The sequence below is a fragment of the Mycobacterium sp. 852014-50255_SCH5639931 genome, assembly GCF_001665605.1.
GTDB lineage: Bacteria > Actinomycetota > Actinomycetes > Mycobacteriales > Mycobacteriaceae > Mycobacterium > Mycobacterium paraffinicum.
In genome coordinates this window covers 1-14,703 of sequence record NZ_LZSV01000035.1, presented here as the reverse complement: position 1 = coordinate 14,703, position 14,703 = coordinate 1, and the positions used below count along the sequence as shown (strand labels likewise).

At 69.1% G+C, this 14,703-nt stretch carries 14 protein-coding genes and 2 pseudogenes; 9 read left to right on the top strand and 7 right to left on the bottom strand.

Features of this window, described 5'->3' with window-relative positions:
• Positions 1–2 precede the first annotated feature (2 nt).
• From A5758_RS20905 to A5758_RS20885, 5 genes are read right to left on the bottom strand one after another with little or no spacing between them, the layout of a single operon-like run.
• On the bottom strand, positions 3–1,589 hold the full coding sequence (locus A5758_RS20905; protein ID WP_067205677.1) for a polyamine aminopropyltransferase: 1,587 nt from the start codon (positions 1,587–1,589) through the stop codon (positions 3–5).
• On the bottom strand, positions 1,586–2,041 hold the full coding sequence (locus A5758_RS20900) for a DUF350 domain-containing protein (RefSeq protein WP_067205674.1): 456 nt from the start codon (positions 2,039–2,041) through the stop codon (positions 1,586–1,588). Before A5758_RS20900 ends, A5758_RS20905 begins: the two co-directional genes overlap by 4 nt.
• A gap of 27 nt (positions 2,042–2,068) precedes the next feature.
• Positions 2,069–2,500: a DUF4247 domain-containing protein gene (locus tag A5758_RS20895; RefSeq protein ID WP_067744681.1), complete on the bottom strand. Its 432-nt coding sequence runs from the start codon at positions 2,498–2,500 to the stop codon at positions 2,069–2,071.
• Positions 2,497–3,009 (bottom strand): DUF2617 family protein, encoded by a 513-nt coding sequence (locus A5758_RS20890; RefSeq protein WP_067743961.1) that lies wholly within the window; start codon positions 3,007–3,009, stop codon positions 2,497–2,499. Before A5758_RS20890 ends, A5758_RS20895 begins: the two co-directional genes overlap by 4 nt.
• A gap of 9 nt (positions 3,010–3,018) precedes the next feature.
• Entirely contained in the window at positions 3,019–3,630 is a 612-nt protein-coding gene (locus A5758_RS20885) for a DUF4178 domain-containing protein (protein ID WP_066950007.1), read from the bottom strand.
• Between the two features lie 181 nt (positions 3,631–3,811).
• On the opposite strand from A5758_RS20885, the gene ruvC reads away from it, so the two are divergent.
• The 7 genes and pseudogenes from ruvC (at position 3,812) to A5758_RS20855 (ending at position 8,375) form a co-directional block, all read left to right on the top strand.
• Positions 3,812–4,366, top strand: coding sequence for a crossover junction endodeoxyribonuclease RuvC (gene ruvC, locus A5758_RS20880; protein ID WP_067743958.1), 555 nt, complete (start codon positions 3,812–3,814; stop codon positions 4,364–4,366).
• Complete coding sequence (gene ruvA, locus A5758_RS20875; protein WP_067743955.1) at positions 4,363–4,962, top strand: Holliday junction branch migration protein RuvA; 600 nt, start codon at positions 4,363–4,365, stop codon at positions 4,960–4,962. The genes ruvC and ruvA overlap by 4 nt, the downstream gene beginning before the upstream one ends.
• Positions 4,959–5,033 (top strand): annotated as a pseudogene (locus A5758_RS26585) (hypothetical protein); the annotation flags it as partial. The gene ruvA and the pseudogene A5758_RS26585, both read left to right, overlap by 4 nt.
• Positions 5,034–5,059: 26 nt before the next feature.
• Positions 5,060–6,106, top strand: a complete 1,047-nt coding sequence (ruvB, locus tag A5758_RS20870; RefSeq protein ID WP_067205653.1) for a Holliday junction branch migration DNA helicase RuvB — start codon at positions 5,060–5,062, stop codon at positions 6,104–6,106.
• Between the two features lie 250 nt (positions 6,107–6,356).
• On the top strand, positions 6,357–7,010 hold the full coding sequence (locus tag A5758_RS20865; RefSeq protein ID WP_067743952.1) for a hypothetical protein: 654 nt from the start codon (positions 6,357–6,359) through the stop codon (positions 7,008–7,010).
• 163 nt (positions 7,011–7,173) lie between these two features.
• Positions 7,174–7,560: a DUF1304 domain-containing protein gene (locus tag A5758_RS20860; RefSeq protein ID WP_067205648.1), complete on the top strand. Its 387-nt coding sequence runs from the start codon at positions 7,174–7,176 to the stop codon at positions 7,558–7,560.
• A 128-nt stretch (positions 7,561–7,688) separates the two neighbouring features.
• Positions 7,689–8,375: a hypothetical protein gene (locus A5758_RS20855; RefSeq protein WP_067743949.1), complete on the top strand. Its 687-nt coding sequence runs from the start codon at positions 7,689–7,691 to the stop codon at positions 8,373–8,375.
• A 62-nt stretch (positions 8,376–8,437) separates the two neighbouring features.
• Here the strand turns inward: A5758_RS20855 and car are convergent, their stop codons facing one another.
• Positions 8,438–11,962 (bottom strand): carboxylic acid reductase, encoded by a 3,525-nt coding sequence (gene car / locus A5758_RS20850; protein ID WP_067743946.1) that lies wholly within the window; start codon positions 11,960–11,962, stop codon positions 8,438–8,440.
• Positions 11,963–12,115: 153 nt separating this feature from the next.
• Positions 12,116–13,456, bottom strand: coding sequence for a 4-aminobutyrate--2-oxoglutarate transaminase (gabT, locus tag A5758_RS20845; protein WP_067743937.1), 1,341 nt, complete (start codon positions 13,454–13,456; stop codon positions 12,116–12,118).
• A 205-nt stretch (positions 13,457–13,661) separates the two neighbouring features.
• Between gabT and yajC the strand changes: the two genes are divergently transcribed.
• Both yajC and A5758_RS20835 read left to right on the top strand, forming a co-directional pair.
• The gene (gene yajC / locus A5758_RS20840) at positions 13,662–14,003 is read left to right on the top strand and encodes a preprotein translocase subunit YajC (protein WP_067743934.1); all 342 of its coding nucleotides are present in this window, start codon (positions 13,662–13,664) and stop codon (positions 14,001–14,003) included.
• 115 nt (positions 14,004–14,118) lie between these two features.
• Positions 14,119–14,703: pseudogene (locus A5758_RS20835) on the top strand (protein translocase subunit SecD); the annotation flags it as partial.

The following is a 14,703-nucleotide window of genomic DNA, read 5'->3' as shown; positions in this document are numbered from 1 at the left end:
ATCTAGTCGTAACCGTGCCGCATGTCGTCGACGATCCGCGGATTGTCCAGCGTCGACGGCTCGAGCGGGCGGGGGCGGGTGTCGTCGGGAAACACCGTGGCGGCGTCGAGGACGTGCTGGTTCAGGAAACGCAGCGGGGGCGCGTTGGGCGGCACGGTGGGCGTGGGCGCGCTTCCCCCACGGCGCGCCAGCGCGAAACCCCAGTCACCGAACGTCGGCACATACACGTGGTATGGCGTCACCGCGTAGCCGGCCGCGCGGATGGACGAGGCGGTGCGCCAGAACGCGGTCTGCGTCGAGAACGGGCTGCCCGCCTGCACGACCATCAGGCCATCTTCGGCGAGCGCGTGCCCGACAAGTGCGTAGAACTCGGTCGAATACAGCCGGCCCAGGACCGGGGTGTCGGGGTCGGGCAGGTCGACGATGACCGCGTCGAAGCCGCCGGGCGGGACGACGTCCGGATGCGGCGAGCGCAACCAGCGCATCGCGTCGTCGATCACCACCTTGACCCGCGGGCTGTCCAGCGAGCCGCCGTTGGCCCTGCGCATCGTGGTGCGCGCCAACTGAATCACCGCGGGGTCGAGCTCCACCTGCACGATCCTCGTGAGGCCCGGCTGACGCAGTAACTCGCGGGCCACCAGCCCGTCGCCGCCCCCGAGGACGAGGACCGATCGCCCGCTCGCCCCGAGCGCGGGGTAGACCAGGCTTTCGGTGTAGCGGTACTCGTCCCGGGTGGAGAATTGCAGGCCCCCGTCCAGGTAAAGGCGCATGTCGTTACCGCGCTGGGTGACGACGATCTCCTGGTAGGCCGAGTGTTGGTAGGCGATGATCGGGTCGGCGTAGAGGCGCTGCCTGCTCGTGGTCTCGATGTCGGCCGAACGCGCCAGCAGCGTGACGAGGAGGGCGAGCGCGGCGGCGAGCGCGCACAGCGCCGTCGCCAGTTGGCGGGCCGAAACGACCCGGCGCAGCACGAAGATCGCCACAACGGCCGCCGCCAGGAGATTGACGATGCCGGTGGCCGCCGCGCCGCGGATCATGCCCAGCTGCGGCAGCAGCAGGAACGGCCACAGCAGTCCGCCCAGCAGCGCGCCGAGGTAATCGGCGGCGTTGAGGTTGGCCAGCGTCCGGCCGGTGTCGGGCGCCTCGCCACTGCGGCCGCGCTGCAGCATCGTCATCAGCAGCGGCACCTCGGCGCCGACCAGCCCACCGATCAGGGCGGTGCCCACCGCCAGCATCCACATCGACTCGTCGTCGATGAAGGCGAACACCATGTACAGCGCCGCCGCGGACAACCCGCCGACGATGCTCAGCAGCACCTCCACCGCGATGAACGCGATCGCCGCGTGCGCCAGCAGCGGCTTGACCAACAGGGCGCCCACGCCGAGCGCGGCGATGTAGCCCGCGACGATCAGTGAGGTGGCGACGATGCCGCCGCCGTTGAGGCTCGCCGCCAGCGTGAGCAACGCGAGTTCGTAGACGATGCCGGACGCCGCACATGCCGCTACGGCGGCCAGCAGCACGGCGCGCCAGCGCACCGAAGGCTCCGCGGGCCGGCTCACCTCTGGCACCGGCAGATCAACGGACGTCATGACACCGCAGCGGCCGTGACCCCTCCCACGGCGAGCAATATCAGCGCCACCGCGAACGATCCCGGATGCAGCTCCGGCTCGTCGATGTGCTCGTGGAAACTGCCCGGTATCAAAAGGTGCATCGTGAGCAGCGCTATCCCCAGCAGGATCACGCCCATCAGCCCGTACACCGCCACGCCGACGAGCCCCTGGCCCAGCTGGCTATAGCTGTTCGCGATGGCGGTGATGATGACCATGGACAGGGCGATATACATCGCACCCGCGACCATGACGGCGTTGGGGCGGCGGTCGATGAACACCAGCCGGCGCAGATTGCCGGGGGTCAACACGTCGACCGCGTAGAACCCGACAAGCAGCACTGCCATGCCCACCAGGAAGTACAAAATCGTTGCGACTGCGCCCTTCAGGACGGGGTTGAGGTCGACGGTGCCGATCTCGACGGCGAGGTACATGGTTTTCTCCTTTGTGGTGGTGAGCCGTCACTTGGTTCCGCCGGGGCCGCCGGGCGTACCTCCGGCGCCGCCCGAGGGTGAGCCGGGGGTGAATCCGGGGCCCAGGAAGATGAAGGCGCCGTGGCTGTATCCGGCGTTCAGGCCTTCCAGGCGGATGCTGCACGGGCGATTGCCGTCGGGGCCGACGATCACGATGTTGCTGCTGTAGCGCAGGTACTCACTGTCGCCGTTGGCGGCCCGCGCCTCGGGGGCCTGATACTCGGCGAGCGTGTCGGCCACGTCGTCGGGAGGTCCGCTGCATTCGTAGCGCTTCCCGTTCGCGTCGTGGGAGTACTCGTGATAGTGGCTCGCCATGTAGGAAGCAATGTTCTTCTGCGACAAGATGATTCCGGGCACCAGGCAGGCGACGGCGGCGACGGCCAGCGCACCGGCGATGACGAACAGGCGATTGCGGCTCACGGGTGCCACCGGCTCACCGTGTGGACCACGTCGCCGCCGGATCCAAAAGGACTGCGCGGGTAGAGGTGCCAGGTCTGCCAATACCAGCCGGCGCCGTCGGGTTCGGCGGCCAGCGCGGTCAGCGCGGCGTCGTCGCCGGGGAAAGTGCCACCGAGCCAACCCTTTTCCCGCGCACACCGGTCACGAAGGTCGCGCGCCATGCGGCGGAAGGCCGCCTCGTCGTAGGAGTCGGTGCGGGACTGCAGGGAGTAGCCGGGCGCGGCCGTGTGCTCCGGGAGGTCGACGCCGAGGCCGCGTGCCGTGCAGGAGACCTCTTCGGAGAACCGGTCCGCGCCGTGCTCGACGGTGACGACGTGCGATGCGCCCAGGACCCCCAGCCGCAGGGCGCCGCCACCGGGGTGGTGCAGAAGGCAGGTCGCCAGCGGCGGCGGTGCGGGCGCGTTGAGCGCGAGTCCGAGCTTCTGCCCGGAGACGTCCGAAGGGGCCACGGCGAGTTGATGAAGGGGCACCGACGCGCCCTAGGGGGACGAGGGCGGGGGCGCCGGATACACGGTCAGCTCGCCCGTCAGCACGGGCTTGCCGGTCGAAACCTCCCACGGCATGCCGGGCGCCCAGCGCTCGAACGAGAGCAACGCGGACTCGTCGGAGTTGGCGCAGTCGACGAACTCCATCTCGCCGCCCGCCGGCAGGCCCGTGGTGCCCTCGGTGGTGAACGAGGCGCGACCGCGTTCGGACTCGTGAAACGTCACCCCGTCGACGACATAGGAGTCGCCCGGCTGCAGCTGGATGTCCTTGCGGCTGACCCACATCGCCAGCTCGAGGCGCCCGTCGTCCTCTTCGACGCTGAACCAGATCGGCTGGTCGCCGCCCTCCAGCAGATGCTCCCACCACACGAACGGGCCCTCGCGATACGTCACCGATCCGCGGACCACGTAGTCGACGCCGCCGTAGCTGACGATCGCGCCGGGGCCGAGTTGCCGGGGGCCGAACTCCGGCATCGCGTTGAACGAGAGGGGATCCTGGCGTCCGCGCGGCGGGGCCGGTTGCTTGGGGCGCCGCAAAGCGATGACCAACACCACGATTGACGCGATGAACAGGACGATCGCGATAATGACCAGCAGTGATCCCACGCAAACCCTTCCGTTGCCACATTGCTTGAGCGAACGTGGGGTAAAGCTAACAGCTTTTGCGCGGGTTCGGCGCTGTAACGTCCCGAGCCGGGAATCGGCGGCGCCGCCGCGTGTCCTCCGCGGAGCCGTCGCCCCCGGCCGCTAGGGTATCGAACAGCTGTTCTACAGGTGGGAGCGGGCAATGCGCGTGATGGGCGTCGACCCCGGACTGACCCGATGCGGACTGTCGGTGGTGGAAACTGGGCGCGGGCGGAACGTGGTCGCGCTCGACGTCGACGTGGTGCGGACCCCGTCTGATGCGCCGCTGGCCCACAGGCTGCTGGCCATCAGCGATGCCGTCGAGCACTGGCTGGCCACCCATCAACCGGATGTCGTGGCCATCGAGCGGGTGTTCTCCCAGCTGAACGTCTCAACGGTGATGGGCACCGCGCAGGCCGGCGGGGTCGTCGCGCTGGCGGCCGCCAAGCGCGGCATCGACGTGCACTTTCACACCCCGAGCGAGGTGAAGGCAGCGGTCACCGGCAACGGCGCCGCGGACAAGGCTCAGGTCACCGCGATGGTCACCAAAATCCTTGCGCTGCAAGCCAAACCGACCCCGGCCGACGCCGCCGACGCGCTGGCGCTGGCGATCTGTCACTGCTGGCGGGCGCCGATGATGGCCCGGATGGCCGCGGCCGAGGCGCTGGCCGAGCAACAGCGGCATAAGTATCTGGCCAAGCTCAAGGCCGCGCGATGATCGCGTCGGTGCGCGGCGAGGTGCTCGAGGTGGCGCTCGACCATGCGGTGATCGAGGCCGCCGGCGTCGGCTACCGGGTGAACGCGACCCCGTCGACGTTGGCGACCCTGCGCACCGGGACCGAGGCCCGGCTGATCACCGCGATGGTGGTCCGCGAGGACTCGATGACGCTGTACGGATTTGGAGACTCCGACACCCGCGACCTCTTCCTGACGCTGCTGACGGTGTCGGGCGTAGGGCCACGGCTGGCCATGGCGACACTGGCGGTTCACGACGCCGCGGTGCTGCGGCAGGTGCTGCACGACAGCGACGTCACCGCGCTGACCCGGGTGCCCGGGATCGGTAAACGCGGCGCCGAGCGGATGGTGCTCGAGCTGCGGGACAAGGTCGGCGCCGTCGCGGCGGGCGCACCGGGTGGCGCATCCGTGGTGAACGGGCACGCGGTCCGGGGGCCGGTGATCGAGGCCTTGGTCGGTCTGGGCTTCGCCGTCAAGCAGGCCGAAGAGGCCACCGACAAGGTGCTGGCCAGCGAGCAGGACGCGACGACGTCCGGCGCCCTGCGCGCCGCCCTGTCGCTGCTGGGTAAGTCGCGATGACCCGCGCCGGCGACGATGCAGTTGGGGTACCGCCAGCCTGCGGGGGACGGAGCGATGAGGTGGGGGCACCACCCGCTTGGGGGGGAGGGCGGCGCAAATGACCGACGACTACGCCGACCGCGAGCTTTCCCCGGCGCTGGCCGTCGGGGAGGGTGACGTCGACGTCAGCCTGCGGCCGCGTTCGCTGCAAGAGTTCATCGGCCAGCCGCGGGTGCGCGAACAGCTCCAACTGGTGATCGAGGGAGCCAAGAACCGCGGCGGCACACCGGATCACATCCTGCTGTCAGGTCCGCCCGGGCTGGGCAAGACGTCGCTGGCCATGATCATCGCGGCCGAACTGGGGACGTCGTTGCGGGTGACGTCGGGCCCCGCGCTGGAACGCGCCGGCGACCTCGCGGCCATGCTGTCCAACCTGGTCGAGCACGACGTGCTGTTCATCGACGAGATCCACCGCATCGCGCGGCCCGCGGAGGAAATGCTGTACCTGGCCATGGAGGACTTCCGGGTCGACGTGGTGGTGGGTAAGGGTCCCGGCGCGACGTCGATTCCCCTGGAGGTGGCGCCCTTCACCCTGGTCGGCGCGACCACCCGGTCCGGCGCGTTGACCGGCCCGCTGCGCGACCGGTTCGGCTTCACCGCGCACATGGACTTCTACGAGCCAGCCGAGCTGGAGCGGGTGCTGGCCCGCTCCGCCGGCATCCTGGGTATCGAGCTGGGCGCCGAGGCGGCCGAGGAGATCGCCCGGCGCTCGCGCGGCACACCGCGCATCGCCAACCGGCTGCTGCGCCGGGTCCGGGACTTCGCCGAGGTCCGCGCCGACGGGGTGATCACCCGCGACGTCGCCAAGTCCGCGCTGGCGGTCTATGACGTCGACGAACTCGGCCTGGACCGGTTGGACCGGGCGGTGCTGTCGGCGCTGACCCGCAGTTTCGGCGGGGGGCCGGTCGGGGTTTCGACGCTGGCGGTGGCCGTCGGCGAGGAGGCCGCCACCGTCGAGGAGGTGTGCGAGCCGTTCCTGGTTCGCGCCGGGATGGTGGCCCGCACCCCCCGGGGCCGGGTGGCCACCGCTCAGGCGTGGACCCACCTGGGCATGAGCCCGCCGGCGGGGGCGGCCGGTTTGGGCCAACCCGGTCTGTTCGACTAGCGGCGTAGGCGGGCGAAGCGGGCCGCCACGGTCGGCGGCCTGCCCTTGCGGCCAAATCGTGACCTTTCCGCCGGACCGGTGCGCGCACGTGCGCCGGCGGGATCCGGCCTGCTCAGAGGGCCGCCACCAGCGCCGCGCGCACCTAGGTGAAGGGTCGCAGCAAACCACATGCGCGGCCCGCAGCAGGTTATACGTAGGCGCCGCCGGGTAACCAGGCTCACAACAGCAATACCTGTTGAAGGAGATTCTGATGAGGACCACGCGCTACGACTATGAACGCCCTCGCGCGCTGTACATGCCGCGCACCCGCGGCGCGCTGACCGGCCTGCTCCTGATTCTGTTGGGTGCCTGGGGCGCATTGGTGCCGTTCTTCGGGCCCAACATCGATTGGGCGTACATGTCCGACCCGGCATGGACGTGGACGACGACCAAGGGCTGGCTCGAGGTGCTTCCCGGGGCCGCTACGGCAGCGGGCGGCCTGCTCGTGCTGTTGTCCGGTAACCGGGCCAGCGCCGTGTTCGGCGGCTGGCTGGCGGTCGCCGGCGGCGCCTGGTTCGTGGTGGGCCGCGCGTTCGCGTCGACGCTGGGCATCGGGGGCCTCGGTCAGCCCGTGGCGTCGACGGACCTGAAGCGAGCCCTGCTCGAGATCACCTACTTCACCGGCCTGGGCGCCCTGATCGTGTTCCTGGGCGGGGCGGCCGTGGCGCGCCTGGCGGTTCGGCACGCACGCGATGTCATGGTGAGGGAACCGGCGCCAGTGGCCGGGGACGCCGTACCGGCGGGTGAGCCCGCCATGTACGACGAGACTCACGGCGTGACGCGGGCGCGGGCGGACGCAACGGCGCCCGAGCCGGAGCCCCGCGGGCGGGGCCTGTTCCACCGCCGCCACCACGCCGGCGTGTAGGGCGGTAACTAGCAACTCGGGAGGCGCCGGTAGCCGTTGGCTACCGGCGCCCTTTCGCGTCAGGGCACTCCGCCACCCGCAGATCGGTAGAGTCACCGGCGCCGGGACATGCGGGATGCTTGCGTGACCATCGCGCGGGCCTCGAAACAAGCGAGGAGGAGCGATGATCGCCGCCGGGTTGGTATTCGCCGCATTGGCGGCGTTATTGCACATCTACATCTTCGTGATGGAATCGTTGACCTGGACCTCGCCGCGCACCCGTGCCACGTTCGGCACCACGGCCGAGGAGGCCGAGACCACCAAGCTGCTGGCCTTCAACCAAGGCTTCTACAACTTGTTCCTGGCGGTGGTCAGCGGCCTGGGCATTGTCGCGATCGTCTTGCGGCACAACGCCGTTGGTGCGGCCCTGATTTTCGCCGGTGTCGGTTCGATGGCGGCGGCCGCGGTGGTGCTGCTCTTGTCCGCGCCGGAGAAGGCGCGCGCCGCGGTGACGCAGGGCATCTTCCCGGTAATCGCGATCGTGCTGCTGCTGCTCGGACTTCAGCAGTAACAGCAGCCTCATCAGCACCAATAGTCACGGGGCACGGTGGTTTTCGCGCGCCCGATGGGTTACGACTAGAAACCGCCGGGTACCCATCTCCGGCCGGAAATAGGCCCGGTATTCAACGAGGGGAAGTCATGAAATACGCAGAAGACGGCCAAACCCGCGGGCTGAGCATGCCGCGTTCGCGTGGCGCGGTCAGCGGATTGCTCCTGGTCATCTTGGGAGCTTGGGGGGCGTTAATACCGTTTGTCGGACCGCGCTTCAATTTCGCCTACACACCCGATCGGGAGTGGGCGTGGAGTTCGGCTCGTGGGTGGCTCGAGGTCCTGCCGGGAGCCGCGACCGTGCTGGGCGGTCTGTTGTTGATCGTCGCTGGAAATCGGGTGGCGGCCATGCTGGGCGGATGGCTGGCGGTGCTGGCCGGCGCCTGGTTCGTCGTCGGTGGTCAGCTCGCGCCGCTGCTGGGAATCGGCTCCGCCGGTGACCCGGTCGCCGCCACCGAGCGCAAGCGTGCGGTGCTCGAGGTCACCTATTTCTCCGGACTGGGCGCGCTGATCGTCTTCGTCGGCGGTGTCGTGCTGGCCCGCACGGCCGTGCGGCTGGCGCGTGACGTCCAGCCCATCGCGCCGGCGGCAGCCGCGTCGGCGCCGGGCGTCGAGCCCTACCGCGACTCGGCGTACGAGCCCGCCGAGGTGTCCTCCGGCGCGTTGACCAAGCCGCGCACGGCTGCCGACCCGGAGCCGAAGCGGGGGTGGCGTCGCCATCGCCCGGCGTCGGGTGCCAACGCCGCGTACCTGCGCTGGCCGCACCCACAGCAGTAACCGATTCAGCTAGAACAGCGATCGCCCAGTCCGCGACGGACTGGGCGATCGCTGTCTTGTGCTTACAGCAGTCCGAGCAACTGCAGGTCGGTGATGTACTTGACGATGATCGGCGCCGAGACATGTGGAATGTCTTTGTCGGGGCCGATCTTCGCCTCCTGCACCGCGGCGCGGAAGCGGTCGGTCGGTGCCATCGATCCGTTGATCGGCTTCTCGGGCTGCTGGTAGTTGTGCAGCAGCGGCAGCAGCGAGTACTGGCGTTGCCGCTCGGCCAGGCCCCGCATCGTCTGATCGAACCGCCGCAGCCATTCGCCGTAGTCGGAGATCCGCTGGATCCCATATCCGGCGTCGATCAGCCAGTCGACGTACTCGTCGAGCCCGATGCCGTCGTCGTACGGGTTCATCACGTGGTACGTCTGGAAGCCGTCCCCGGTGTCCAGCAGCTGCGTCCCCAGCGTGGAGATCGCCGCGGCGATGAACTCGACCGGCAGGCCGTCGTAGTGCGAACGCTGACGGTTCCCCTCGGCGTCCAGCTCGTAGAACGAACCGGGTGCGACACCGGTGGCGACCAGGCTCAGCATCAGCCGGGTGAACATGTCCGGCAGGTTGAGCTGTCCGGCGTAGGTGGTGTCGGCCAGGATCATGTCGCACCGGAATACCGCGACGGGCAGTCCGCACAGGTCGTGCGCCTCGCGCAGCAGCACCTCGCCGGCCCACTTGCTGTTGCCGTAGCCGTTGGCGTAGTTGTCGTTGATCGCGCGGGTCGCGCTGATCTGCCGGACGTCGGCGTCCTCGACGAACTCGCCCGGCTTGATCTGGTCACCGACGCCGATCGTCGACACGTAGGTGTACGGCTTCAGCTTGGTGGTGAGCGCGATCCGGATCAGTTCGGCGGTACCCACCGCGTTCGGGCCGAACAGCTCGCTGTACGGCAGGACGTGGTTGACCAGAGCGGCCGGGTCGACGATCAGGTCGACGGTGTCGGCCAGCCGCTGCCAGGTCTGCTGGTCCAGGCCGAGATTGGCCTCGCCCTTGTCACCGGCGATGACTTCGAGGTGGTCGGCGGCGAGTTCCTGATAGTGCGTCACCAACTTCGGGTCGCCGTGCGGGGAGCCCACGCCGAAGGTCTTGTCCAGCCGGCCGCGAGCCTCGTCGTCGGACTTGGCGCGGACCAGCGCAATCACCTTGCCGTCCACCATGTCCATGCGCTCGAGCCATTCCAGCGCCAGGTAGCGGCCCAGGAAGCCGGTCGCGCCGGTCAACAGCACCGTCCGCACCTCGGTGGTGGGCTCGGGCAGGCTGGGCGCGGCGGCCAGCGTCTCGGCCTCGAGGAACTTGTCCAGGGTGAGGTCGCCGGCGTGCACCGTGGTCGCGTCGCGACCGTGCACTGCGGCGAAGGTCGGCCGCTTGGTGCCCTGGCGCTCGCCCTCGATGTAGTTGGCGATGGCCTGCAGGTCGCTGGCCGGGCTGACGATGACGCCCACCGGGACGTCGATGTCGAAGATCTCGCGCAGCAGGTTGCCGAACGTCAACGCCGACAACGAGTCTCCGCCCAGATCGGTGAAGCGCGCGTCGGGGGTGAGCTCGGTGCTCGCCGTGCCCAGCATTGCGGCCGCGGCCCGGCTCACCGTCTGCAGCACCGGTGCGTTCGCGCCGTTGCGGCGCAATTCGGCGAGCTCGTTGGCCTGCCCCTCGGCGAGCTCGGCGTAGAGCTGCTCGAGCCGCTCGCCGTAGTGCTGCTTCAGCTTCGGCCATGCCAGCTTGCGGATGCCGGTCAGCAGACCGTTCTCCAGGCTGAACGGTGTGGTCTCGATGATGAAGTCGCGCGGCACCTCGTAGGACTGCAGGCCCACCTGACGGGCGACGTTCTGCAGCGAGTCGGCGATCTTCGGCTTGAGCGTCTCGAGGTCGCCCGAGGCCAGCGCCTCCTCGGTGGGCACCACGACGGCCACCAGGTAGGGCTGGGAGCTGTTGCCGTAGACGTAGATCTGGCGCACCAGCGGGCTGTTGCCGAACTCGGCCTCGAGCTTGGCAAGGGTCACGAACTCGCCCTGCGCCAGCTTCAGCACGTTGTTGCGGCGGTCGACGTACACAAGCTTGTCGGGCGCGATCTCGGCGAATACGTCACCGGTGCGGTAGTAGCCGTCCTCGTCGAACACGTTGGCGGTGGTCTCGGCCCGCTTGTAGTAGCCGGGGAACATGTTCTCGGTGCGCAGCAACAGCTCACCGCGCGGGTGCGGCCGGTCGGTGCTGAAGTAGCCCAGGTCCGGCACGTCGACGAGCTTGTAGTCGATCACCGGCGGGCGCTGAATCTCGCCGTCGAACAGCACCATCCCGGCCTCGGTCGAGCCGTAGCCGTCCATCAGGTGCATCTCGAGCAGGGACTCGACCCAGGTGCGCAACTCCGGCGAGGTCGGGGCCGAGCCCGTCATCGCGAAGATGAACCGCCCGCCCAGCAGGTACTGGCGCTGCTCGGCCAGGACCTCCGCCGCGACCGCTGCGCGGTCGGCACCGTCGGCCAGCCGCCGCTCCACCTGGCGCTGGAATTCGCCGAACAGGGTCTCCCAGATGCGCGGCACGAAGTTCAGCTCGGTCGGCCGCACTAGTTCGAGGTCCTCCAGCAGCGTGGAGAGGTCGCTCTTGGCGGCGAAGTAGGCGGTGCCGCCGTTGCCCAGCGTGCCGTAGAGGATGCCGCGGCCCATGACGTGGCTCATCGGCATGAAGTTGAGGGTGATCGACGCGGCGCTTTCGCCGAACCAGTTCCTGCTGCCCCGGCGCCAGATCTTGGCGACGTTGCTCTGCGGGTACATCGCGCCCTTGGGTGCGCCGGTGCTGCCGGAGGTGTAGATCAGCAGGGCCAGCGGGTCGTCGGAGTCGGGCACCGCGATGGCGGCCTCCGGCAGCGCCTTGCCGCGCTCGAGCACCTCGGCCAGCGTCTCGACCAGCACGCCGGCGTCTGCCAGCCGCGTGCGCGCGGTTTCCACGGCCTCGCGCTCGTCGTCGACCTCGGGGTGGTAGTCGAACGCCACCAGCTTGGCGGGCCGGTGGCCGCTCAGGATCAACTCCACGGCCTCGGGCAGCTGGTTCACGCTCGCCGCGATCACAGTGGGCTCGGTCTCGGTCACGATCGGCTGCAGCGACGTAAGCGACGCGCTGGTCTGCAGCGGCACCGACACCGCGCTGATGACGGCCAGCGCCATGTCGATGGTGGCGTAGTCGACGCTGTTGAAGCCCAACACACAGACCCGGTCACCGACGTGTACCTCGTCGTTGGCCCACGCGCGGCCGAGCGCTTCGACGCGGTCGCCCAGCTGGCGGTACGTGATGGTCTCGTAGCGGGGGAGCAGCTCCAGCCTGGTGCGTCCGGTCGCCGCGTCCTCGACGTACTCCACCACGCGGTGCGCGAGGGCCGGCCGGTCCGCATACCCCTCGAGCACGGTCCGGATGACCTGCGGGAGTGGCATCCCGGGCTTTTCGACGGCGGCCTCGACCGCCGGGTCGGGGCGCGCGGCGGCGAACTGCGGGTCGTTGGCGGTCAGGTCCTCGATGCGGCGCTCGAGCCGCTCGTCGCGATTGGTGGTCGACATAAACAAATTCCCTTGCAATGAAAGATAGTGAGTCGTTTTTCGCGCCGATGCGCTGACGGTTAGAACGTTAGCTAAAGTAACGTTATTCCACCATGGGCTCGCCGCGGCGGACGTTGTGAGATTGCCCACGCGGGCTGATGAGTCCCCAGGTCCTTACAGGTCGCCCAGGAGCCGGCCGAGGATGTCGAGCCCCTCGTTGAGCAGCTCGTCGCTGATCGGCAGCGGCGGCAGCAGCCGGATGATGTTGCCGAACATGCCGCAGGTCAACACGACGACCCCGGCGGCGTGGGCAGCGGTGGACAATTTCTGAGTCAGCTCCGCGTCGGGTTCCGAGGTCCCTGACTTCACCAACTCGATGGCGATCATGGCGCCGCGGCCACGCACATCGCCGATCCGGTCATCGCTGGCCTGCAGACGCAACAATGGTTCGGTGATCAGCCGTTCCAATTGTTGAGCGCGCTCTATCAGTCCGTCGCTTTCGATCGTGGTGATGGTGGCCAGTGCTGCCGCACAAGCGATTGGGTTACCGCCGAATGTGCCGCCCAAACCGCCGACGTGCGATGCGTCCATGATCGGCGCGCGGCCGGTGACCGCCGACAGCGGCAGCCCGTCGGCGATGCCCTTGGCGGTGCAGATCAGGTCGGGTTCGATGCCCTCGTGCTCGCAGGCGAACATCGCGCCGGTGCGCGCGAAGCCGGTCTGTACCTCGTCGGCGATGAACACCACGTCGTTGTTGCGGCACCAGTCGAGCAGGGCGGGCAGGAATCCCTCGGCGGGCACGATGAATCCGCCCTCGCCGGCGATAGGTTCGATGATGACGGCGGCGAGGCTGTCGGCACCGACCTGGCTCTCGATCACGTCGATCGCCCGCGCGGCGGCCTTCGCCCCGTCGGTGGCCAGCTCCTTGTCGAGCAGTCCGTCCCGATAGGGGTAGGACACCGGGGCGCGGTAGACCTCCGGCGCGAACGGGCCGAAGCCGCTCTTGTAGGGCTTGGACTTGGCGGTCAGCGCCATCGCCAGGTTGGTGCGGCCGTGATAGGCGTGGTTGAACGCCACGACGGCGGGCTTGCGCGTGTACGTGCGCGCGACCTTCACGGCGTTCTCGACCGCTTCGGCGCCGGAATTGAACAACACCGAACGCTTCTCGCCGGAGCCCGGCGTGATCCGGTTGAGCTCCTCGGCGACGGCGATGTACTGCTCGTACGGCGCGACCATGAAACAGGTGTGAGTGAACTCGGCGACCTGCGCGCGCACGGCCTCCACCACCCGGGGTGCGGAATTGCCGATGGTGGTCACCGCGATGCCCGACGCCAGGTCGATGAGCCGGTTGCCGTCGACGTCCTCGATGATGCCGCCGGAGGCGCGCGCGACGAACACCGGCAGCGAGACGTTCACCCCATGGGACACCGCCGCGGCCCGCCGTTTGGTCAGTTCCAGCGAAGCGGGACCGGGGATTTCGGTGACCAGCTGGCGAGTCTGCTCGAGGCCGGCCACGATTTCCTCCTCACCGCGGCGCGCCTGTCACGTCGCCACTAAAGCCTATCCGGCGCGGCGCCATCGGGCCTCCCGCGCACCGCGGCGGTCGAGAGCGACCTGCGGCAATGGCACACTGGCCGGTACGAGGTGCGCGGCCCGCGGGCCGTCCGGCACCCGGCGACAAGAAATGCCTTAAACGCCACTACGAAAGACAGGCCCGTTCATGGAGAGTTTGATCCTGTTCCTGCCCTTCCTACTCATCATGGGTGGGTTCATGTACTTCGCGTCGCGGCGCCAGAAGCGCGCGATGCAGGCCACCATCGACCTGCACGAGTCACTGCAGCCGGGGGACCGCGTCCACACGACGTCCGGTCTGGAGGCGACGGTCGTCGCGATCACGGAGGACACCATCGATCTCGAGATCGCCCCCGGCGTGGTGACCACGTGGATGAAGCTGGCCATCCGCGACCGGATCCTGCCCGACGACGATGAAGACCTGGCCGACGGTGACGACTCCAACGACTTGGCAGAATCCGACGAGGGTCGGGTTACCAAGGATTCCTGACGGAAGATCCCGCCGCCGCGGCGGACCGCTTGCGCAACGGGCGCGCGCGCGGCACTAGGCTCTGTTCCGGGCTCTGTCCGGGGTAAGAACCGCTACTCGAGGAGATAGAAGGAACGTGGCATCGTCTTCGGCGCCGGTGCACCCTGCCCGCTACCTGTCGGTTTTCTTGTTGCTGCTCGTCGGCGTCTACCTGTTGGTGTTCCTGACCGGGGACAAGCGTGCCGCCCCCAAGCTCGGCATCGACCTGCAGGGCGGTACCCGCGTCACGTTGACCGCCCGCACCCCGGACGGGTCGCGCCCGAGCCGGGATGCGCTGGCACAGGCACAGCAGATCATCAGTGCGCGGGTCAACGGGCTTGGCGTGTCCGGCTCCGAAGTGGTTGTCGACGGCGACAACCTGGTCATCACCGTGCCCGGCAATGACGGCAACGAGGCCCGCAACCTGGGCCAGACAGCCCGCCTCTACATCCGCCCGGTGCTGAACTCGATGCCGGCGCAGGCCGTCCAGCCCAAGCCCGCCCCGAAGGCGCAGCCACCGGGGCAGGCCCCGCCGCCGGGCCAGCCGGCGCCCGGCCAGGCGCCCCCACCGGGCCAAGCGCCGCCGCCGGGCCAGCCCGCACCCGCTCAGCCCGCGCCGCCGGGCGGCCGGCCGCCGGCCCAACCGCGGCCCTATCCCCAGGACCTGTCTCTTATACACATC